The organism is Leucobacter fengyongliangi (assembly GCF_052386045.1).
The window spans coordinates 383,193-403,520 of record NZ_CM126356.1 but is presented as its reverse complement, the minus strand read 5'-3'; the positions used below and the strand labels follow the sequence as shown (position 1 = coordinate 403,520).

At 59.7% G+C, this 20,328-nt stretch carries 20 protein-coding genes; 1 reads left to right on the top strand and 19 read right to left on the bottom strand.

The window, feature by feature from the left end; genetic code table 11:
- Positions 1-25 precede the first annotated feature (25 nt).
- The 3 genes from cofD to ACTNFK_RS01905 are packed head-to-tail and all read right to left on the bottom strand — an operon-like array spanning position 26 to position 2,187.
- Positions 26-988 carry a 2-phospho-L-lactate transferase gene (cofD, locus tag ACTNFK_RS01915; RefSeq protein ID WP_435937210.1) on the bottom strand — a complete coding sequence of 321 codons (963 nt, stop codon included), beginning with the start codon at positions 986-988 and terminating at the stop codon, positions 26-28.
- Between the two features lie 8 nt (positions 989-996).
- Positions 997-1,812: a coenzyme F420-0:L-glutamate ligase gene (cofE, locus tag ACTNFK_RS01910; RefSeq protein WP_435937209.1), complete on the bottom strand. Its 816-nt coding sequence runs from the start codon at positions 1,810-1,812 to the stop codon at positions 997-999.
- 48 nt (positions 1,813-1,860) lie between these two features.
- The gene (locus ACTNFK_RS01905) at positions 1,861-2,187 is read right to left on the bottom strand and encodes a hypothetical protein (protein WP_435937208.1); all 327 of its coding nucleotides are present in this window, start codon (positions 2,185-2,187) and stop codon (positions 1,861-1,863) included.
- Positions 2,188-2,273: 86 nt separating this feature from the next.
- On the opposite strand from ACTNFK_RS01905, the gene ACTNFK_RS01900 reads away from it, so the two are divergent.
- Positions 2,274-3,047, top strand: a complete 774-nt coding sequence (locus ACTNFK_RS01900; RefSeq protein ID WP_435937207.1) for an ATP-binding protein — start codon at positions 2,274-2,276, stop codon at positions 3,045-3,047.
- 63 nt (positions 3,048-3,110) lie between these two features.
- Here the strand turns inward: ACTNFK_RS01900 and ACTNFK_RS01895 are convergent, their stop codons facing one another.
- The 16 genes from ACTNFK_RS01895 to ACTNFK_RS01820 all read right to left on the bottom strand — a co-directional run bounded on the left by ACTNFK_RS01895 (position 3,111) and on the right by ACTNFK_RS01820 (position 20,322).
- Positions 3,111-3,491, bottom strand: coding sequence for a leucine zipper domain-containing protein (locus ACTNFK_RS01895; protein WP_435937206.1), 381 nt, complete (start codon positions 3,489-3,491; stop codon positions 3,111-3,113).
- Positions 3,492-3,588: 97 nt separating this feature from the next.
- A complete protein-coding gene (locus ACTNFK_RS01890; protein ID WP_435937205.1) occupies positions 3,589-4,455 on the bottom strand; it encodes a nitrilase-related carbon-nitrogen hydrolase in 867 nt (288 codons plus the stop codon).
- A 4-nt stretch (positions 4,456-4,459) separates the two neighbouring features.
- Positions 4,460-5,617, bottom strand: coding sequence for an ABC transporter substrate-binding protein (locus tag ACTNFK_RS01885; protein ID WP_435937204.1), 1,158 nt, complete (start codon positions 5,615-5,617; stop codon positions 4,460-4,462).
- Between the two features lie 55 nt (positions 5,618-5,672).
- Positions 5,673-6,383: an ABC transporter permease gene (locus tag ACTNFK_RS01880; protein ID WP_435937203.1), complete on the bottom strand. Its 711-nt coding sequence runs from the start codon at positions 6,381-6,383 to the stop codon at positions 5,673-5,675.
- 104 nt (positions 6,384-6,487) lie between these two features.
- Entirely contained in the window at positions 6,488-7,276 is a 789-nt protein-coding gene (locus ACTNFK_RS01875) for an ABC transporter ATP-binding protein (RefSeq protein ID WP_435937202.1), read from the bottom strand.
- Positions 7,269-8,207 (bottom strand): ABC transporter permease, encoded by a 939-nt coding sequence (locus ACTNFK_RS01870; RefSeq protein WP_435937201.1) that lies wholly within the window; start codon positions 8,205-8,207, stop codon positions 7,269-7,271. The genes ACTNFK_RS01875 and ACTNFK_RS01870 overlap by 8 nt, the downstream gene beginning before the upstream one ends.
- A 37-nt stretch (positions 8,208-8,244) precedes the next feature.
- Positions 8,245-8,997 carry a 2-phospho-L-lactate guanylyltransferase gene (gene cofC / locus ACTNFK_RS01865; protein WP_435937200.1) on the bottom strand — a complete coding sequence of 251 codons (753 nt, stop codon included), beginning with the start codon at positions 8,995-8,997 and terminating at the stop codon, positions 8,245-8,247.
- 293 nt (positions 8,998-9,290) lie between these two features.
- Positions 9,291-10,742, bottom strand: coding sequence for an aldehyde dehydrogenase family protein (locus tag ACTNFK_RS01860; protein WP_435937199.1), 1,452 nt, complete (start codon positions 10,740-10,742; stop codon positions 9,291-9,293).
- A gap of 63 nt (positions 10,743-10,805) precedes the next feature.
- Positions 10,806-12,119, bottom strand: a complete 1,314-nt coding sequence (locus ACTNFK_RS01855) for a Glu/Leu/Phe/Val family dehydrogenase (protein WP_435937198.1) — start codon at positions 12,117-12,119, stop codon at positions 10,806-10,808.
- Entirely contained in the window at positions 12,112-13,221 is a 1,110-nt protein-coding gene (locus ACTNFK_RS01850; RefSeq protein ID WP_435937197.1) for a Zn-dependent alcohol dehydrogenase, read from the bottom strand. Before ACTNFK_RS01850 ends, ACTNFK_RS01855 begins: the two co-directional genes overlap by 8 nt.
- 35 nt (positions 13,222-13,256) lie before the next feature.
- Positions 13,257-14,843 (bottom strand): NCS1 family nucleobase:cation symporter-1, encoded by a 1,587-nt coding sequence (locus ACTNFK_RS01845; protein ID WP_435937196.1) that lies wholly within the window; start codon positions 14,841-14,843, stop codon positions 13,257-13,259.
- A 93-nt stretch (positions 14,844-14,936) separates the two neighbouring features.
- Positions 14,937-15,758 carry a carbon-nitrogen hydrolase family protein gene (locus ACTNFK_RS01840; RefSeq protein WP_435937195.1) on the bottom strand — a complete coding sequence of 274 codons (822 nt, stop codon included), beginning with the start codon at positions 15,756-15,758 and terminating at the stop codon, positions 14,937-14,939.
- Positions 15,755-16,429, bottom strand: coding sequence for an NADPH-dependent F420 reductase (npdG, locus tag ACTNFK_RS01835; protein WP_435937194.1), 675 nt, complete (start codon positions 16,427-16,429; stop codon positions 15,755-15,757). The genes ACTNFK_RS01840 and npdG overlap by 4 nt, the downstream gene beginning before the upstream one ends.
- Positions 16,430-16,437: 8 nt before the next feature.
- A complete protein-coding gene (locus ACTNFK_RS01830) occupies positions 16,438-17,442 on the bottom strand; it encodes an LLM class flavin-dependent oxidoreductase (RefSeq protein WP_435937193.1) in 1,005 nt (334 codons plus the stop codon).
- A 67-nt stretch (positions 17,443-17,509) separates the two neighbouring features.
- Positions 17,510-18,961: a dihydropyrimidinase gene (gene hydA / locus ACTNFK_RS01825; RefSeq protein ID WP_445117186.1), complete on the bottom strand. Its 1,452-nt coding sequence runs from the start codon at positions 18,959-18,961 to the stop codon at positions 17,510-17,512.
- The gene (locus tag ACTNFK_RS01820; protein WP_435937191.1) at positions 18,961-20,322 is read right to left on the bottom strand and encodes an aminotransferase class III-fold pyridoxal phosphate-dependent enzyme; all 1,362 of its coding nucleotides are present in this window, start codon (positions 20,320-20,322) and stop codon (positions 18,961-18,963) included. Before ACTNFK_RS01820 ends, hydA begins: the two co-directional genes overlap by 1 nt.
- Positions 20,323-20,328 lie beyond the last annotated feature (6 nt).

The window sequence follows — 20,328 nt, the reverse complement described above, 5'->3', positions numbered from 1 at the left end:
AGTTGCCCACACCTGATACCTTACCCTAGGCTCGCAGGGCATCCGCCGCGAGCTGACAGCTGAGCTCTAGATCGGTCATCCAGAGCGGCACTGCCGATGCGGCAATTCCGGCCCGCTGCAGCTCAGGGAGTGCGGAAGCATCGACGGTGTCAATGAGCCACGCGTCGATCAGGCCTCCTGCTAAGCGGGCGCCGTAGTGGAGGCCTACGGAACCGGCCTCTGCAGCCACTCCGATCGTCGCGAGGCAAGCGTCGGCCATGCCGCGTACGGCGCGCCCGCCAATAATTGGCGAGATTCCCACCACCCGTGCTGACGTTTCTCGGAGCGCCTGAGCAATCCCGTCGATCGCCAGTACCGCGCCTACTGAGACCACCGGATTCGACGGCGCCAAGATCACGCGATCAGCCTCACGTATTGCCTGCGCAACCCCGGGGGCCGGAGTTGCGACATCGCTGCCGCGATATTCAAACCGTTCGGCTGGGCGCGTCGCACGGTACCGCACCCACCACTCTTGGAAATGCAGAACCTCACCGTCCGTGGTGTGCACATGTGTTTCCACCTCGGAATCGGTCGCGGGCAGCAGCCGTGCGCCCAGGCCCCAACGAGCACACAACCGTGCGACCACATCGGAGAGGGGGATGCCCTGCCGCAGCAGGTCGGTACGCGCGATGTGAGTTCCCAGATCCAAGTCGCCAAGCGTGAACCAGGAATGCCCGAGCCCGTATGCGACCAGCTCGGCGCTGACTCGCTCCGTTTCCCCGCGCCGACCCCAGCCGCGCTCCTCGTCGTTCGCACCGGCGAGCGCATACATGATCGAATCGAGATCGGGCGTGATGCGCAGGCCGTTCATCCACATGTCATCGGCCACGTTGACAATCGCGGTGATCTGTTCAGCTCCACCGGCGATCGGGCCCTCACCCAGATGGGACTGAAGCCCGCGAATGAATCGCGCCCCGCCGACACCGCCGGTGATCACCACAGTTCGCATGCGCGACACTACTCCCGCGCCTCTGGGCAGCACTCGGCGCGCGCCGTTTCCGCGCCCGCGATGCGCCCCTGTTCGTAAGCCTCCTGAGTGCCGACGGAAAAGAGATCCTCCCCTGCCGGCCGGATCAGATCCCGCGCGCACGCGTTGCCCGAGTGAGCATCAAGGTCATCGATCACATACTCCTCAAGCCCCTGCACCAGGGTCACCGGGCATTGCGTGGTCTTGCCCGCCACGAGGTTGGCCGCCCCCGCAACTTCGTCGGCAATCGCGGCACTTGTGACCTTAAGTTTTCGACCAAAGGTGTCCTCCGCCCCAGAAAGATCATCGAGCACTCGCAGACCTGCCGAGCCGATCGCGAAGTCAGTTTGCCCCAGTCTCCAGGGGCGTCCCATGGTGTCTGTAATGACCACCGCAAGTCGCATGCCAAACCGTGCACGCAGGGCAACACACAGTTCCCGCGCGGTCGCATCGGGATCCGCGGGGAGCAGCAGAACGGTTCCCTCGGGGGTGTTGCTCGCGTCGACACCCGCAGCCGCCTGGATGAGACCCAGTCGATTTTCCACGATACGCGTCGATCCACCCGGCCAGTGCTTCTCTGCCACGACCCGAACCGTCTCGCGCGTGATTGCGTCCTCACGATCTTCAGCGGAGATCATGCGCCCTTCGGCTTTGGAGACCACCTTGCTTGTGACGACAACAATGTCACCGTCCAGGATGTAATATTCTATCGCATCGCCAATGATGCTGGCGAGGTCATCTCCCGATTCGATCTCACCGATTCCGGGAACTGACACCGCACTAAAAGCTCGAGCCACTATGCTCATTCCTCTGTTCGTCCTCATGATGTCGCATGCACTTGCGACATGCCTATGCTAATGGGATTTCCCGCCGAGGTGTGTGCCGTGATCCCCGCGAGGATGGTCGCGACCCCCCCGCTCGAAGAACACATCGAGGTCGGCTCGCGACGCGCCCGGTGGATCGGCGGCCGCATCTGCCGGGCGACCCGCGGCGAGCGCCGCGAACTCCTGCGCCTGCAGCAACATCTGGGTGGACTGCGTGTGTCCGAACACGAAGTGCAGCAGGGTGCGCGCCGACTCGACGGCTTCCCAGGGAGTCATGTCGTCGAAACGCTTGCGCAAGAGTTCGGCGAGCCCAGCCAGTGATTCTGCGGCTTCTGCCCGGGTGAATGGACGTGACACCAGCAGGGCACACCTCGCGGGCATCAAAGCGTTCAGCCTCGACGCGCTCACACGCCCCGCAGGCACGAGCGCCAAGGAGGTCGGCGATGTTTCATCAGCACCTCACGATTGATGACATGCCGCTGTTCACTCGGATGCGGTTGACCGCGTTTGGTGAAGCCGTGATCGACATCGCGAACGACCCAGTGTGTGATGAGTGGTCGTTCTCGCAGAAGATCAGGCATGCCCTCGAGCAAGAGACACAGGCTCGGGGTGAGCGTCGCATGCTGAAACTGTTGAAAGCGTCACGCATCCCGAACCCGGCCGCCTGTATCGAGGACATCCACTACCTCGACGGGCGCTCGTTGAACCGCGAAGTCACGACCAGGCTCGCTGCATGTCGATGGGTTGATCACTGCACGAATCTCGTGATTCTCGGGCCATCGACCGTGGGGAAATCATACCTCGCGCAAGCACTCGTGAACGCGGCCTGCAGGCGTGACTACACGGCGATGTATTTCCGATTGGATGATCTTGCGAACCAGCTCGCGGTCTACCATCACACCGATCCGGCCAGGCTCCGATTCCTTGAGAGCCTGCACTCGTGCGACGCCTTGATATTGGACGACTTCCTCACCACACCCATCAGTAGTGAGACCGCGGCCGAGCTCCTCAACATTCTTGCGGCCCGCGAGGGGCGCGGATCGACCGTGGTCACGTCGCAGTTCGATCCCGAGGACTGGTACAAATCGCTCCACGACGCGGTGATCGCGGAATCGATTCTGTACCGGATCGTGTCGAACGCGGAGATCGTGCAGCTGGCTGGCCCGAACATGCGTCGGCATGTCGCCGAGCGGCCCAGCGGCGAGGCCGCCGGGTAGGAAGCCATTCGAGCGCGGGCGCGGGTGCCGCTTTCCGATCGTCGCGCCCGCGCTCTCCGATCGTTACATCCGATCGTTACACATGCGCTTTCCGAAGCCCCTGCTAAACACGGGGCATACGGTAGCGCTTGAGAACCCGTCCGACGGTCGAGCGGGGGATCCCGAGACGATAGCTGATACTGCGCGAGCCCCACCTGCGGTTGAACCGGAGCGAAAAATGCGATGCTCGGGCTTTTCCGGGAGACGATTCGGGCAGGTGTGTGGATGTGAGGAACGATCAGTGAGCGAGAGGCCATCACGGTACTGTGCCGACCATTTCTGAGCGGTCGCAGGCGAGACCCGGGACCTCTCGGCTGCGCGACGGATCGACCACCCCTCACCAATGATCAGCGCACCGAGACGGCGCCGCGCTTCCGAAGTGAGAGGTGCGTGAGCGTGGAACATGAAGACCTCCGGCGCAAGGATGCGAGTGTGGTAACCCACATCCAGCCGGAGGTCTTCATCTCATCTCACGTGATCACAACGAGTCGAGAAACTACACCTAGACGTCCGTGTCTAAGTCGCTCAGAGTGTATTGATCCAGGCGGCGATCCCACAGGGGCCGGTTGAATGGATCGTTCCGGCGCGATTCGCGGGTTCCCCGGGGATCGATTTCCGCAAAGATGACTTCATTTCCGTCACCTGCGGTAGCAAGGGGCCAACCGGTGTGGTTGACGATTGCGCTTTGTCCGATAAATTCTTGGCCGCGTTCCGTTCCGTAACGGCTTGCTGCCGCGACATACATCTGATTGCTGTGTGCGCCTGCGCTGACAACAATGTGAGCGAGGGGAGGCATATCTTCTTGCTGATGAGGATTGGGCACCCAATCGCTCGGAGCTAGGGCAAGGTCAGCCCCCTGGACAGCCAAACTACGAAACGACTCAGGGATCCACGCGTCATAACAAATAAGCATTCCCACCCTCCCGAAAGGGGTGTCGACCACTGGGAAACCGAGGTTTCCCGGATCGAACGCGAGGAACTCGGTATTCCAGAGGTGGACCTTCCTGTACAGGGACACCGGGCCCTCCGGGCCGAGTAGCACTGCACTGTTATATAGTCCGCCGTCTGCGGTGGATTCACCGAAGCCACCGCAGACCCATATGTTTAACTCTTTCGCGAGAGCGCTCCAGGCGAGAATTGTTTTCCCGCCATTCAGCGGCTGAGCTGCAGATTCTGATTCTCCACGGTCAAGAAACGCCCATCCTCCACTCGCGCACTCGGGGAGCACGACCAGTTGAGCACCGCGGGTCGCCGCATCACGAATTGCCAGTTCAGTGATGTCGATATTGGCATCAATATCTCCGAGTACTGGATTCGTCTGCGCGCAGGCGATAGTGAATGCGCTACTCGTCCGAGACGTGCTCCCCATCGAACTACTTCCCGCCCTCTGTCAGAGTGACCTTGATTGGCTCAAAGTCTGCACCAATGAGGTCCGTGTCGCTATCACTCAGGAGGTTGATCGCGGCCTCCTGAATGTCGAGTCGATACGCCCCGCTGTCGGGCACCTCAGAAAGCACCCCGCCATCGAAAGCCGCCGAAATAGTATTGTCCCATGCTGCCGGATCGAGGGTTCCGATCGGGTCACCGGAGGGGTTCGGCCAGATCAGCTTATTGATCTCGTTCATCATCCAGGTCTGGTGAGAAGCACCCAATGCGCTGCCCCGATCGAGTACTGAACTGACGCACTCATCGACGTTATCGCGACAGAAGCTCCAACCCTGGAAGCTCGCAGCCAAGAAACGTGCAGCAATGTCGGCGTTGTCACCCTCCTCCAGCCAAGACTCGCGCGCGTAGATTCCGTCCTCGAGCGTGGAGTACCCCATGTCTTGAAGATTGATGACGGTGAAGTCATCTTCCTGATACAGCTCACCCGTCTCAGGGTTGATCGTCTCCAGGAGCTGAGCGTATTCGTTGTAGGTCTTTGCCTGGACAGCGTCCACCTCACGGTTCAGAAGCAGCGACATGTCGAACGGCTGCTGAACCACCTCGATGTCACTATCGAAGTTGATTCCCTCGACCTCCAGAGCGGCACGAAGACTCAGATCATTACCTGCACCCCACGAGCCCACCTTCTTGCCCTTGAGATCTTTGAGTGTCTTGATGCCCGAATCTGCCCAAGCAACCTCAAGGTAGGCACCACGCTGGAAGATCTGGGCGATGTTCACGATGTCAGCGCCTTCTGCTCGGGTCGCCATGCTCTTGATCACATGGCTCACCGCGAACTCGGCATTTCCTGACGCGAGCACCTGCTGAGGGACGACGTTGGTGCCGCCCTCCTGGATCGTGACATCCAGGCACTGTTCGTCGTAGTATCCCTGATCGGCCGCGGCGAAGTAGCCCGCAAACTGTGCTTGAGCAACCCACTGCAAGACGATTGTGACCTTGTCGACAGATTCGCAGTTCTCGGTCGCCGCGGAGTCGGTGGTGGTTCCACCTCCCATGTCACTGCAACCGGCAAGCCCTGCAAATAGGGCGAAGCTAGCTCCGATGGCCAACGCTGCGCGCGTGACCCTTCGAGTTTGTGACTTCATTGTTACACCCTTCGTTATCATCATTGACATTTTGGTTATTTGGGTTGGATGACGGTTAGAGAACGGTTTGTCGCCACGGAACGACGACGCGACCCAGGAGCAAGATCAACCCGTAGGCGAAGAGCCCGAGCATGCTTGCCGTAAACACAGCCGCCCAGGTCAGGGTGAACTGCGAGAGCGCCGCTGAGTTGGCGATCAAGACACCGAGCGCGTTTGCGGTTCCGCCGAAGTACTCGGCGACAATGATGCCGATGACCGCGAGAGTTGCTCCAATCTTGAGCCCGTCTATGAGCGAGGGGAGCGCGCCGGGGATGCGCACAAATCGAAGGAACTGCCCGGGTGAGGCACCCAGCGAGTCGAGCAATTCCCGATGGAGCGGGCTCACGCTCAGGAGCCCTCTGGTCGTGTTCACCATGACGGGGAAGAACACCATGATGGCCGCCACCGAAATCTTCGAGAATATATTGGTGCTCCCGAACCACGCATTAAAAATCGGTGCAAGAGCGACGACCGGAGCACAACTGAGTACCGCAACGAGCACGAGAATTGTCTGGGCGAAACGCTCGAACAGGCTCACGATGAGCGAGGCAACGATGGCGAGCCCGGCACCGAGGAGAATGCCACCAAAGACTCCGATCGTTGTGACGCGAGCTGCGGAGAGCAATGTTGGAAAGTCCAGCACGAAGCGGGCAGCGATATCGGTCGGAGCCGGCAGGATGAACGAGGGAACCTGGGCGAATCGGACGATGAGTTCCCAACTCACCATGACTATCACACCCACAACCGCTGCCGGCAGGACGCTCCCTACCTTTCCGAAAATCTTGGGTGGTGTGACGCGACTGGAAAGCGAAATTGCTTGTGTTGCGGTCATCAGACACCCGCCGGCGTTGGATCGAGCACAGCGTGGAGCGCTTCTCGAACGCTCGTCTCCGCATGATAAAAGGCCTCTGTTGAGCGGGTTTCGTCCGTTCGAGGGTAGGGGAGATCAATCGGAATACGGGTAGCGATCCGACCGGGCCGTGGTGACATGACCACCACTTCTGTAGAAAGGAAGGTTGCTTCTGAAACGCTGTGGGTCACGAACACGATGGTCGTGCCGGTCGATTGCCAGATCCGGAGCAATTCGCGCTGGAGATACTCGCGATTCATTTCATCGAGCGCACCCAGCGGTTCGTCCATGAGCAGTATCTTGGGCTCAAATGAGAGCGCACGCGCGATGGCCGCGCGCTGCTGCATACCGCCCGACAGTTGACGAGGACGATGATTCTCAAAACCGTCGAGTCGAACGAGCTTGAGAAGTTCCCTCGCGCGCTCAGCCCGTTCCGATGCCTTGACACCAGCGACCTGCAGCGGCAACTCGACATTCTTCTGAATTGTTCGCCAATCCATCAGACCCGGAGCCTGAAACACCATTCCGTAGTCACGGTCTCGTCGGCTGATCCTGGCATCCTTGCCAAGAATCAAGACGGACCCTTCGTCTGGATCGATCAGGTCTCCAATGACCCGAAGGAGGGTGCTCTTTCCGCATCCGGACGGTCCGAGGAGCGAAACAAAGGCGCCCTGCGGAATGTCAAGAGTAATCTCCGACAGTGCCGGAATTGACTTTCCGCCTACATGAAACGTCTTGCTCGCATTCTGGATTGAAATTGCATTAGCCATGGGTATTCCTCTTCCTCAGGACGAGCGCCTCGACCAGCGTGATGATTTGAACAAAAAGGACGCCACCTAATGCCGCCACAAGAACAGCGGCATACAGCGTCTCGGGTGCGTTGCTGTAGTAGTAGGCGGCGGTCAAGATAGCTCGGCCGATACCAAGTCCGGTTCCCGCGGAAAGTTCGCCAACAATGGCTCCGATAACGGAAGCGGTCGCTGCCAGCCTCAATCCCGTGAACAGATTCGGGATCGCGGACGGGAATCGAAGCCACCACAGTACTTGCAGTCGTGAGGCTGAAACGGAGTGCATGAGTTCGACCTGAACCGGGTCCGGACTATTTAGTCCGGTCAACATATTGATCACGACTGGAAAGAATGAGAGATATGCCGAGATGATGGTGACCGCAACCCAGCTCGGCAGCCCGGCTGCCCCTGCCCAAACGACGATGATTGGGGCCAACGCAACAAGGGGAATCGTCTGAGACATCACGAGCCATGGCAAGAGACCCCGCTCGAGAATGATGAGCTCTCGAAGAAGCACCGCAAGGACACAGCCGAGTGCTGCGCCGATCAACAACCCGATTCCAGCCTCACGAAGCGTCACAGAAAGCTGACTCACGAGATATCCGAAGAGCGATTGGCCACCAGCACCCGTAGTGGGCTCAGATAGCGCGGTGAGAATCGTCCAGATATGCGGCATAGCATTATCTGAACTTGAAACAGGCAGCGGAATTCCAGTGAACGGGATCAAGTCTCCGGTTGCAGCGCCGAGTGCCTTATAGCCCTCCCAGAGGAGTGCAGCCGCCATAATCGCTCCAGCGAAGATGAAAATGAAACGGAAGACCGATTTCCTAAGTTGCGCCCATTGATGTGGCGTTGGAGCACGAGATGCTTTATTATTCAACGCCAATGGCCGCACAAGCGTAGTTTGCGTCATTGCATTCCTCTCAAACTGAACCATCGGTTCTGTTACTTTATCCGAAAATTCTAGGTAGCGATACCCCGGCTCGCATAACAAGTTCGTCACGAGCTCGGCTCGCAAAGCTCAGGTGCGAGACCGAGTCCCGCACCGCCTTCGCAGACACTTCCGCGGCCTGCCAAAAGGGCACCCGACCGCCTGCCTGCATGGCAACAAGATCCTCAAACGTGTCGAGGTCGTTCCTGAGTCCGTTCCAGCGCGGAAACTGGAGTCGAGCGAACCCAAGCTCAGCATGCCTCCTGGCGGAATCAACTCCAAATGCTGGTTGACGACCGCTCCGCGGGAAGAGCACCAGTGAGGTCGTACCGGATCCTGAACTATCGGGAAGGTAGGAGTCCCGCCCCACCTTCTCTGCGCGAGCGAGGAGCGCTGCGAGACTTGAACTGGTAGTTCTGGGCAGATCCGCATGGAGTACGAGCACCGGATTGATTGGTGCCTCACGAAAGGCTCGTGCGATCCCCTCCCGAACCGCGCCGTTCAGCCCCCCGCCGGGCTGTTGAACCATTACTCGTGCTTTCCCAAAGGACAGCGTTTCACTGAGGTCCACGTCAGATACGACACAGACCTGCTCCACAGCCGCACACGCATTAAGCGCGTGCACCACACGAACCGCAAGCTGTTGTGCGATGTCCGACACCACGCCGTTCGGCAATTGGGCACGCAGTCGAGTCTTGGCGGTCGTGAAGTCCCTCACTGGAACAACCACCGACCACTTCGTCGGTGACGGCTGCACGCGAGAGAACGTCATGAGGCCCCCTGCCAACAAAGTACTGATCCAGCGCCAAAACTTACCCGGGCGATGGCCGTGCTGCGCACAGGACGACCATCGCCACGACGAGAACGTCTGGAGAACGCAGGACCACAACCCGCCTGCGTAACCGAAGACGTTGCGGTTACCTTCACCGTTTCACACAGGCGTATCGTCAGCAGCTCAGCAAGAGTGTTGTCACTCATTGAATACTCCTCAAGTGGGCGACCCGCCGGGTGGTAGCTGTACGTTCGGCATGGCTCCCGCCGGAGCCATGCCGAAGAGGCCGAGCCCTAGAAGCCCGCCGGTATCTGGGGTGTGAAGATGGTTTTGTAGTGCAGGTAGGGGGTGATCGCCTCAGCACCCAGTTCGAAGCCAACGCCCGAATTCTTCCGCCCACCGAACGGCGCTCCGATGTCGAAGTTCGACATGTTATAGGAAACTGTGCCGGTTTCGATGCGACGTGCGGTCTCAATGCCGAGTGCTTCGTCGGCAGTATAGACAGCCCCCGAGAGTCCATACTCCGAATCGTTCGCAAGGTCGATGCCCTCGTTCACATCGCCGCTGTACTTGGTAATCGATATCGCCGGCCCGAACACCTCTTCGCGGAAAATTGTCATCTCGGGTGTCACATCGGCAAATACCGTCGGCTGTACGAAGAATCCCGGTTCGTTACGAAGCGTCTGCCCGCCCGCAACGGTTCGGCCTCCCTCGCGAACAGCAATCTCGTAGTATCGCTCGATCGAGGCACGGTGAGTGTCGCTCACCACCGGGCCGATCACAGTGTCGGAATCAAACGCGTTCCCCACCTTCCAGCTTCGCACCTCAGCTGCGACCGCGTCTACGACATCGTTATAGATTGCAGCTGGCACGATGAGCCTGGAATTGTTCGTGCACGCCTGGCCGTTATTGGAGAAGCTGAGATCGTGAAGTTCGGTCACGAGCGTCTCAATCGACGCGTCTTCGAGCAACAGGGCGGCTGATTTCCCCCCGAGTTCGAGCGTCACCGGTTTGAGGTTCTCACCACAGATGCGTCCGATTTTCCGCCCCACCGGGGTGGATCCGGTGAACGCAATCTTGTCGATTCCCGGATGACCGATAAGGTGATCACCGACCTCGCGGTTGCACGGCACGATGTTGATCACACCGGGAGGAATTCCTGCTTCAGCCGCCGCATCAGCAATGAGGAACGAGTTGAGAGCCGTCAGTGAAGCCGGCTTGATCACTGCGGTGCATCCGGCGGCGAGCGCCGGTGCGAGCTTGAAGAAGAGGGTACTCAGGGGGAAATTCCATGGCGCGATCATGCCGACAACACCGATTGCCTCGCGACGCACAAGTGAGTGACCACGCCCAGCGGGGCGCAGATCCTCGAGCGCCACGTCGGCGATGATGTCGGCATAGAATCTCAGCAGTGAGGTAGCAGTATCTGCATTGCTGAAGCGTGAACGCTCAAATGGAGTGCCAACCTCGCGAGAAATGAGCTCTCCGATACTGTCGCGTTTCCGCTCGATCGCGTCTGCGAAACGACGCATTACCGCGGCACGTTGCTGGGGCGAATATCCTCCCCACCCTGATCGATCGTTGAGGGTCGCTCGCGCCGCGGCGACCGCACGGTCGACCTCGTCCCGCCCGGCAAGCACATTGCTGCCCAAGTATTCTTCGGTATTTGAGTCAACGTTGCTGTTTCTATCGGCCGATCTGGGAGTAATCCAGGTTCCGTCGATGTACAGTTCATTTCTTTCCACAATCTTCTCCAAGCTCTTCAATCCACCGATTCGGGATCCCCCGGAACGGACCGAGAACGTCCGTTAAACAGACACGATTTCCTCACGTAGTTGCTGCGCCGCATGCACCTCTGACACTGCGAGCGCGGTCGCCGCAGCGCGGAGGTCGAGCTCATGCGCACGGGCGTATGCCCGCACTCTGGACCACGCGTCGAGCATGCGTTCTTTCAGTCGCTCGGCCACAGTTTCCTCGCCCCAGCGATACCCCTGGTTGGCTTGCGCCCACTCAAAGTACGAAACCACGACGCCGCCAGCGTTCGCGAGGATATCTGGGACTATCACTACTCCTCGAGAGTTCAGCACCTGGTCCGCCTCCGGGGTAGTCGGCCCGTTGGCCCCCTCGACAACGACACGCACCTGCACCCGTGATGCGTTCCCGCCGTGGAGCACCCCCTCGACCGCAGCGGGAACGAGGAGATCTGCGGCATCCGTAAGAATCGAGTCGCGATCACGATGTTCCGCACCGCCGAATCCAGTGAGCCTGCCATGGGCAGAGTAATGACGCTGTAACTCGTGAACATCGATTCCCGCCAGATTGCTCAATGCACCGTACTCATCGCTCACTGCCACAACGGAAACCCCTGCCTCGTGCAGCAACTGCGCAACTCCCGCACCGACCTTGCCGAAGCCCTGGACGATTGCGGTGCACAGACGAGGGTCTCCGACCTCTTCTTTCAGCGCGGCAAGCGCGATCTCAGTGACTCCACTCGACGTGGCAAGTGCCCGTCCTAGCGACCCACCGAGCGCCAGCGGCTTTCCGGTCACAACACCGTGAGCAAGATACCCGGCGACGACGGAGTACTCGTCAAGGATCCAGGCCATTGTCTGCTGGTCTGTCCCGATATCGGGAGCCGGGATGTCCTTGTCGGGCCCAAAAATGTCGGCAAGCTCACGGGTGAAGCGTCGAGTGATCCGCTCGAGTTCTTCTTTTGAGAACTCTCGCGGGTCGATTGCCAGTCCTCCCTTGGCACCCCCATAGGGGATCCCCAGAAGCGCGCACTTCCATGTCATCCACATGGCAAGGGCGCGCACCTCATCGATGTCTACGTTGGTCGCGAAACGTATTCCACCCTTCGCCGGACCCAGGGCCGTATTGTGATGGACTCGATAGCCCTTGACGACCCGACTCGTTCCGTTATCCAAACGAATCGGGAACGACACCGACACCTCTCTTTTACAGGTGGCGTAGAGCTTTTGCTCCACAGCGCTCATTTTGAGGTGCGTCGCAGTTCGCGAGAGCGTATCAAGCGCTGCCTCGTACGGGCCTGTGCGGTCAGGCGACCCCTCCGTCATCTCAAGCGTGAGTGTTCCGGAGCTACCAAAAACCTGCTCACCCATGGGCCACTACGCCCCGCAGATTCTTTCCGCTCCGCAAGTCTTCAAATCCCTGGTTGATGTCGTCGAGCGAATATTCCTTCGACACCAGTTCGTCGAGCTTGATTAGTCCTCGCTTATACAGGTCGAGCAGAAGCGGGACGTCGCGGCGCGGATTACACGATCCGTAAATGGTGCCCTTGATCGTCTGTTCCTTGAAGATGAGTTGCGTGCCCGGAAGCTGTACGTTCTTGTCGAACACGTCCTGCGACATGCCCGCGAGCACCAGCCGCCCGCGCTTACCGAGAGCACTATAGGCGGCAGTGACGATTGGCTCGGTCGTATTCCCGGTGCACACGATGACGACATCGGCGCCTTCGACCACTCCGCTGGCCTGACGCGCGTATTCGGTGGCATCGTCCATCGAGGTGAAAGTTCGGGTCGCTCCAAAGGACTGAGCCGACTCAAGCTTCGCGGGGTTGGTATCGACAAGGATGACCTCTTTTGCCCCAGCTAAACGAGCACCCTGGATCGCGTTGATCCCTACGCCGCCCGCGCCGAGTACGAGCACGACATCACCCGTGGAAACCTCGCCCGCATGCACAGCCGCACCCCAGCCAGTGAGCACTCCACAGCTCGCAACAGCCACGACCGAGAGCGGAATCGAAGGATCCACCTTGATAACCGTGCGTTCCGAGACCACCGAGTGGCGCGCAAAGGTGCCGAGACCACAGTTCGCGGAAATGAGGTCGCCCTCGAGCGAGAAGCGATACTTGCTCCGGTCTGCGCCCCCAGGGATGTTCGCGGACTGCGTGCACAGGTTTGAGTGTCCGGTCACGCACCACTCGCACTGACCACACGTCGGAATGAACGATGCCGCAACATGATCGCCGACGGCAAGGCCCGTCACCCCAGGCCCAATCGCCCGGACGATACCGGCGCCCTCATGGCCGCCGACTGCGGGCAGTTCGCCCAGACCACCGTGCCGGAGATGCTCGTCTGAGAAGCACAACCCTGCATGAGTGAACTCAACAAGCACCTCACCCGCTTGGGGTTCAGCAAGGTCTATCTCGGTTACCGTCCACTCCTGGCCCGCGCCAAGGATGACAGCCGCATTCGTCTTCATTTTTCATTCCCTACTAACGTCGTGGTCTGTTGTGGTTACTGAACTCGCGTGCTCTCGCTCGTGACGTCTGCCACCTTCTGCGTGTTCCCCGCGCGGTTACGCCGGTCTGCCGCGTCTTGCAGGATCGACTTGGGGGGGAACGCCTTCGTGAGGATGAAATGCATGAGTAGCCCAGTGAGGAATGCGACCGCCCAGTTCAGGTCGAAGAGAGGCTTCAGTACTGGAATGACGCCCGCCGCCGGAAACGGTCCACCGGTGCTGGGATCTGAGTAGGCCCCGCCTATCGCAAGGAGCAAGGCGACACCCATCGCGGTGATCGCGCGCCAGTTGAAACCACGCGCGTAGGTGTAGCGACCGCCGTCCTGATACAGTTCCTCGACGTTCAGGTGACGCTTACGAATCAACCAATACTCGGTCACGAGAATTCCAGCAACCGACCCGAGGAACGCACCCGTGATACCCAGCCAGACGAAGATGTACAGGCTCGAACTGGCCATCAGGTTCCACGGCTGCATGAGTATTGCGATCACACCGGTGATGAGACCACCGATCTTGAACGTCACAAGGCGAGGGAAGGCATTCGAGAAGTCGTAGGCAGGTCCTACGGTATTGGCCGCGACGTTGACCGCGACGGTTGCCACGATCACGCAGATGAGACTCAGGAAGACGACAAAGGCGTTCGGGATCAGTCCGACGAGCTCCACCGGATCCCAGATCGCGCGGCCCCACACCTCGACCGTGGCCGCAGTCGTGAGCGCGCCGATGGTGGTGAACACAACCACCGTTGGCACCAAGCCCACCGACTGGCCGACAGTTTGCGCCTTCTGTGATTTCGCGAAACGTGTGAAGTCTGAAATGTTGACGGACATCGTCGCGTAAAACGCGATCATCCCCATGAGTGCGCCCGGGAACAGCCTCCAGAACTCCGGACCCCAGCCAAGCTCAGAATGCGGGGTGAGGATCGAGCCAACGTTCCCCGCGAGGCTCATCACCCAGATCATCAGCACGAATGCGACGATGAGAATCAGCGGGGCAGCCCAGTTCTCGAGCTGCCGGATTGACTCAATACCGCGCAGTACAAGTGCCATCTGGATCAGCCAGAAAATTCCGAACGACATCCACAGAGTCCAGGGGTGTCCACCGAGCGGCGCTGCATCGATCCACCACTCGCCGAGGAATACACCGCTGAGCGTGTGAATCGCCTGTCCGCCCACCCAGGTTTGGATACCGAACCAGCCACAAGCAGACAACGCTCGGATGAGTGCCGGGATATTCGCGCCTCGAAGCCCAAATGCGGCGCGAGCGATAATGGGGAACGGGATACCATACTTCGCGCCCGCGTGACTATTCAATAGAAGCGGGATCATGACGATGAGGTTGCCCAGGCCGATGATGCCTACGGCCTGGACCCAACTCATTCCCATATCGATAAGCCCGGAAGCGAGATAGTAGGTCGGGATTCCGTGAGCGATGCTCATCCACAGGGCCGCGTAGTTGTACGTATGCCATGTTCGTTCCTTGAACGGCACCGGTGCAAGATCCTTATTGAAGAATCGGCTATTTTGGATGTTCTCAGTTGAGGCAAGCTCAACTCGGCTTGATGAATCTTCGTTGATCGTCATGTTGACCTCTGTTGTAATACTCGCTCAGTCCCGGTGCACTCTCCTGAAGAGAGTGCACCGGGACTGTCAAGCTGAACGGTAGAAAGGTGGTTCTCAGTACTGCTCGGTCAGCGCCCCGTACAGCTCAGGGCGGCGGTCGCGGAAGAACGGGCGACGCATTCGCGACGCGCGCATCTGCTCAAGATCCACCTCCGCAACTGCCACCCCCTCCTCGCCGTCCGGAACCTGAGCGAGCACCGTGCCTTCTGGCCCGTAAACGGCGCTCAGGCCGAAGTAGTCTTTGGTTCCCTCTAGACCTACCCGGTTCGAACAGATCACAAAGAATTGATTGAACGCCGCGTGGGCACGCAGCTCGAGCTGGAAGACCTCTTTCATGGGCGCGGAGGCCGATGCCACGGGTACGCAGAGCACATCGCCGCCCTGCATCGCTACGATTCTCGACAGTTCGGGGAAATGCCGTTCATAGCAAATGATGGTGCCCACCTTGACATCGCCGGCATCAACGACCGACGGGGCTTCCTGCCCCGGACGGAAATAGAACTTCTCCGGAAATCCGTTCGAGAACGGCAGGTGTGACTTGCGGTATGTGCCGCGGGCTTCCCCCTTCACGAAGGTCGCGACGGTGTTGTGGTACACGCCGGGAAGTTCAGTGCCCTCGAAGAACGAGGACACGATGGTGATGCCGTGCTCAGCCGACTTTTCCCTCGCCAGTGTGTTGGATGGCCCGTCAATATTCTCGGCCCATTTCACGTAGTCGAGGTCAGGCTCGGGCTGCACGAACGGTATCGCGAAGAACTCGGGAAGCAGGATCACTTCTGCTCCCTGAGCGGCGGCATCATCGATGAGCTCTCCGGCTCTACGGATGGTTTCCGCGCGGTCACCGGTGGCTCGAAGTTGTAGGGCTGCTAGCTTCACTTGTTTTCTCCAGACTCCGGGATGTCCGTGAGCGCCACGCTCGAATGAGCTCGATATCGTTTATTCACCGAAATGAGCACCGCGGTAAACGGCTCCAGGTGACGAGCAAGCCTCAGCGCACCCGCATCGATCCCGCGCCCACCTGTAACCAAGGCAGCCAGGCGAATCACCTCGCTCTTCGCCTCGACGTCGTCACCGCACACGAGCACATCTTCGTGTCGAAGGTCATGGTCAAGGTTGTGCAGGTTCACCGCTGAGAGGTGATGAAACGCGCCCGTCAGTGTCGAGCCGGGCAGCAGGCGCGCGGCCTCTTCCGCGGCACTGAGATCGGGAATCTGCATCCCGATCGGACCGCCCTTGCCGAATGCCAGCGGGTTGACACAGCTGACGACCAACTTGCCCGTGAGCGCATCCGCCAACCCGCGAACGAGTTCTTCGTGCCCTGCATACGGAACCGCAAGAATCACGGTATCCGCAGCCGCAATGGCGTCAACGTTCGAGGCGCCGTCGAGCTTGCCCGTTGGTGCGTGTTCCGCCGTCAGACGCTTGGCCTCTTCTTCGGCACGCTGCGCGTCTCGCGATCCGAGGATCACGTGTTCGCCAGCGAGCGCCAACCGAAGACCAATTCCACTTCCCTGGGGACCCGTGCCCCCCACAATTGCGACAGTCATCGCCAGTCCTACTGCAGCGCCTCGGTGATGTTCACCAAGGTTTCACGGTGGTTGCCATGGGTCGAGATCACCGGCACGCGGACTCCGGCTTCGCGGTATTCCATCAGCTTCTCAACAACGGTCTCGGTTGAACCACAGGCGGTCACGTTCTGCACGAGTTCGTTCGGAACCAGCTGCATGGCACGGCGAATGTCTTCCTTCGTCGCGGGCCAACCGGCGATCTCCTGAATCCTCTCCACGAGCTCAGGCTCCACGCCCGAATGCGCGGCAATGTGCGGCTGCTGCATGAGATAGAGGGTGAGGAATGCCTTGCAGTGATCGATTGCCTCCTGCGGGTCCTTGTCGTTGACACTGCAGGCGATGATCTGGGTCAGGTCGATCTCGGTCTTGCCGTCAGTGCGCTTCGCGATACCGGCGTCGATCGCCTCTTTCGCCCCCACGAGGTAGGAAGGCGGCAGGAGGAAATCCATGTGCACGCCGTCTGCAATTTCTCCAGAGAGCTCGAGCATCCGTGGCCCGACTGCACCAACATAAATCGGCACCGGGACCTCAGTATTCTCACGGTACATACTGTCGAAGCGAACGCCGTCGATCGAATAGAACTCACCGTTGAAAGTGACGGTCTCGTTGTTGAACAGCTGCTTCAAGATCGTGATGTACTCACGCATCGAGGCGACTGGCTTACGGATTGGTGCCCCGAGTTTTGTTGCCAGCGGCTCCCACCAGGCGCCGATGCCCAAGATTGCGCGACCCGGGGCAACTTCATCAAGCGTCTTAAACGTCACACCCATCAGTGCAACGTTTCGGCTCTTATTGTTGACGACGCCGGTACCGATACGAATCTGCTTCGTCTGAGAGGCCACGATCGCGGCGGGAACGATGCCGTCGCGCGCCATTCGCCCCTCGGCGACCCAGAACGAGTCGAAGCCCTTCTCATCCGTGTACTGCGCAACCTCGTAGGTCTCCGGCAGGGTCATCCGGTCTCCGACGTGAATTCCAATGGGAATCTTCATTGTGTTGCCTTTCTTTCCTATGAATTTTCAATATCTGCGCTCGATGCTGAGCGCCGTCAAATGATGCTTAATAGAGTTGCGGGGTGCCGCGCTCGATGTACCGGCCTCGGCCCGAGCGAGCCTCCTCGTGCAACTCGCGATCCACGATGAGCGCACGACCCCGACTGAACACCGTCACGGGCAAACCGGTCACGCGCATTCCCTCATACAGGTTGTAGTCGGTGCGTGAGTGCCCACCAGCGGCGGTAATGACATGGTCAGAGTTCGGATCCCACACCACGATGTCCGCATCTGCGCCCACAGAAATCGTTCCCTTACGCGGGTACATGCCAAATAACTTCGCGGGACGGGCCGAAGTGATTTCCACGAAACGGCAGAGGTCCAGCAGGCCTCCAACGACGCCCGCTTCCCAAGCGACCATCAGGCGGTCTTCGAGACCAGGAACGCCGTTTGGTGTCTTCGGAAAATACCCCGGCGAACGGAGCTTCTGCGGAGGGAGATCGTCGGGTTGTTCCATGCAGAACGCCGCGTGGTCGGTCGCGAGCGTCGAGAGACCATCGGCGCCCAGATAACGCCAGAGGGCCGCCTGGTTGCTTTTCTCCCGGATCGGAGGTGAGCAGATGTACCCGGCCGCACGCTCCCCCAGTTCCTCGTAGTCCTCAAGAGCTGTCAGCAAGTACTGTGGGCAGGTCTCGCCCCAGACCTTGACCCCCTCGCTCCGCGCTTGTGCGATCTCGGCCGCGGCTCGCTCGCTCGACACATGGACCACATAGAGCGGCGTACCTACCTCTTGCGCGAGGATGATTGCGCGGTGAACGGCTTCGGCTTCTTGCGCGTGCCCGTGTGCGTCCACATGGTGTACCTCATCGGTCAGCCCGGCATCCAGCAGTTGCTTCGCTGCACGATTGATCATGTGACCGTTTTCTGCGTGGACCATCGGCAAGACACTGAGTTGGTGAGCCAGGTCCATCCCCGCAAGTAACTCGTCATCCTCCACCATTTGCGTACCTGGGTATGCCATGAAGAACTTCCAGCTGGAGACCCCGTGTTCAGCGTGGAGCCTGATCAGATCGTCATGTACGTCCTCTTGCTGGGCGAGAGGGGGAACAATGGCGTGGAGCCCGAAGTCGACGATGCTCTTGCTCTCGGCAATTTGCCGCCGCTCGACGAACGTATCGTAGAGGGTGGCATCGGGGCGCTTCTTGACAAAATCGATGAACGTCGTTGTGCCACCAAACGCGGCCGCCACCGATCCCGTTGCGAAATCATCCGCAGTACGAGTGGTGAATCCATCGATGGGGTACTCGAGGTGCGTGTGCACGTCGATGCCACCTGGGATAACGTACTTCCCGGTAGCGTCAACTACCCGGTCAGCGCTCCAGCCCTGATCGAGACCTATCCCAACGATCCGCTCGCCCCGCACCAGAACGTCGGCACGCACGAAACCTTCGGCATTCACGACGGTGCCCCCGGTGATAAGTGTCGTACGTTGTGGTGTCTTCGCGCCTGCCTCACTCATCATGCACCCGTGCTTGAGTCAATGTAGTACTCGTCAGCAATCGAGAGGACATCATCGAGAATGTCGAGAGCCAGGTCCAGCTCCTCGTCGGTGATCACAAGCGGAGGCGTGAGGCGCACCACATTGAAGTTCGCCGCGAGGTACAGGCCCTTGCTCATCGCTTCCTTGATCATGCGCTGCATAGGAGCCGCGGCCTCGCCCACCGCGTTGAACGGGACGAGCGGCTCGCGGGTTTCGCGGTTTCGCACCAGCTCCAAGCCATAAAAGAGGCCTCTCCCGCGGATCTCACCGATCGAGGGGTGACGTTCGGCGAGCTTCTCCAAGCCCGCTCCCAGTCGGGTGCCTTGGCGTGCAGAATTCTCAACTACCTGCTCCTCCTCCATAATCTGCAAGGAGGCGACCGCGGAGGCGCACGCAAGGGGATGTCCGGCGTAGGTCTGACCACCCCAGAATTTGTTCTCCTGAAGCCATTCAGAGATCCGCGCAGAGACAGTCATCGCGCCGAGGGGGACGTACCCTGAGTTGAGTCCCTTCGCCGTGATCAAGATGTCCGGTGTCACGCCCCAGTGATCGCAGGCGAACAACTTGCCGGTGCGGCCAAAGCCAGCCATAACCTCGTCGAAGATCAGGATGATGCCGTACTTATCGCACACCTCACGAATAGAACGGAGGTAGTTCTCGCCGGGATAGATCAGGCCGTTGGTACCCGTCACAGGTTCCAATATGACCGCCGCGACGGAGTATGGATTTTCAAACTGGAGGATCTCCTCGAGGTGAGGTCCGCCTGAGCAAACTGGGCAGGGCGAGGGATGCCCCGCCGGGCACCGATAGGTGTAGGGATCAAGGATCCGCACGACGCCCGACATCGAGGACTGCGCATGCCAGTTGCGTGGATCTCCGGTGAGCGCGATCGCTCCGGCTGTGGCACCGTGATATGAGCGGTACCTTGCCACAACCTTCGTCCGACCGGTGACGTGACGAGCGAGTCGGATCGCGTTCTCGTTTGCTGCCGCACCCCCGGTGGTGAAGAAGCTCATTTTTAGGTCTCCGGGCGTCACCTCCGCAAGCTTTTGCGCAAGCCGTGCGCGCGACTCTTCAGCGAAGTTCGGTCCAATGTAGCAAAGCTTCTCTGCCTGGTCTTTGATAGCTTCGATCAGCTTCGGGTGCTGGTGCCCGAGGTTGCTATTGACCAGCTGTGACTGAAAATCCAGTATGCGGTTGCCGTCGTAGTCCCAGAACCATGAGCCCTTCGCGCCGGCAATGGGGCGGGCATTGAGTCCGCCTTGCTTTGACCACGAATGAATGACGTACTCGCGGTCAGCCTCGATGAGTTCTTCTTTCGACCATTCCCGTGCGTTCATGCGAAT

Bases quoted from the DNA above. Each gene is read 5' to 3' on its own strand.
- cofD (WP_435937210.1), bottom strand. From the start codon at position 988: ATGCGAACTGTGGTGATCACCGGCGGTGTCGGCGGGGCGCGATTCATT.
- cofE (WP_435937209.1), bottom strand. From the start codon at position 1,812: ATGAGCATAGTGGCTCGAGCTTTTAGTGCGGTGTCAGTTCCCGGAATC.
- ACTNFK_RS01900 (WP_435937207.1), top strand. From the start codon at position 2,274: ATGTTTCATCAGCACCTCACGATTGATGACATGCCGCTGTTCACTCGG.
- ACTNFK_RS01895 (WP_435937206.1), bottom strand. From the start codon at position 3,491: ATGTTCCACGCTCACGCACCTCTCACTTCGGAAGCGCGGCGCCGTCTC.
- ACTNFK_RS01890 (WP_435937205.1), bottom strand. From the start codon at position 4,455: ATGGGGAGCACGTCTCGGACGAGTAGCGCATTCACTATCGCCTGCGCG.
- ACTNFK_RS01885 (WP_435937204.1), bottom strand. From the start codon at position 5,617: ATGAAGTCACAAACTCGAAGGGTCACGCGCGCAGCGTTGGCCATCGGA.
- ACTNFK_RS01880 (WP_435937203.1), bottom strand. From the start codon at position 6,383: ATGGTGAGTTGGGAACTCATCGTCCGATTCGCCCAGGTTCCCTCGTTC.
- ACTNFK_RS01875 (WP_435937202.1), bottom strand. From the start codon at position 7,276: ATGGCTAATGCAATTTCAATCCAGAATGCGAGCAAGACGTTTCATGTA.
- ACTNFK_RS01870 (WP_435937201.1), bottom strand. From the start codon at position 8,207: ATGACGCAAACTACGCTTGTGCGGCCATTGGCGTTGAATAATAAAGCA.
- cofC (WP_435937200.1), bottom strand. From the start codon at position 8,997: ATGACGTTCTCTCGCGTGCAGCCGTCACCGACGAAGTGGTCGGTGGTT.
- ACTNFK_RS01855 (WP_435937198.1), bottom strand. From the start codon at position 12,119: ATGGGTGAGCAGGTTTTTGGTAGCTCCGGAACACTCACGCTTGAGATG.
- ACTNFK_RS01850 (WP_435937197.1), bottom strand. From the start codon at position 13,221: ATGAAGACGAATGCGGCTGTCATCCTTGGCGCGGGCCAGGAGTGGACG.
- ACTNFK_RS01845 (WP_435937196.1), bottom strand. From the start codon at position 14,843: ATGACGATCAACGAAGATTCATCAAGCCGAGTTGAGCTTGCCTCAACT.
- npdG (WP_435937194.1), bottom strand. From the start codon at position 16,429: ATGACTGTCGCAATTGTGGGGGGCACGGGTCCCCAGGGAAGTGGAATT.
- ACTNFK_RS01830 (WP_435937193.1), bottom strand. From the start codon at position 17,442: ATGAAGATTCCCATTGGAATTCACGTCGGAGACCGGATGACCCTGCCG.
- hydA (WP_445117186.1), bottom strand. From the start codon at position 18,961: ATGAGTGAGGCAGGCGCGAAGACACCACAACGTACGACACTTATCACC.
- ACTNFK_RS01820 (WP_435937191.1), bottom strand. From the start codon at position 20,322: ATGAACGCACGGGAATGGTCGAAAGAAGAACTCATCGAGGCTGACCGC.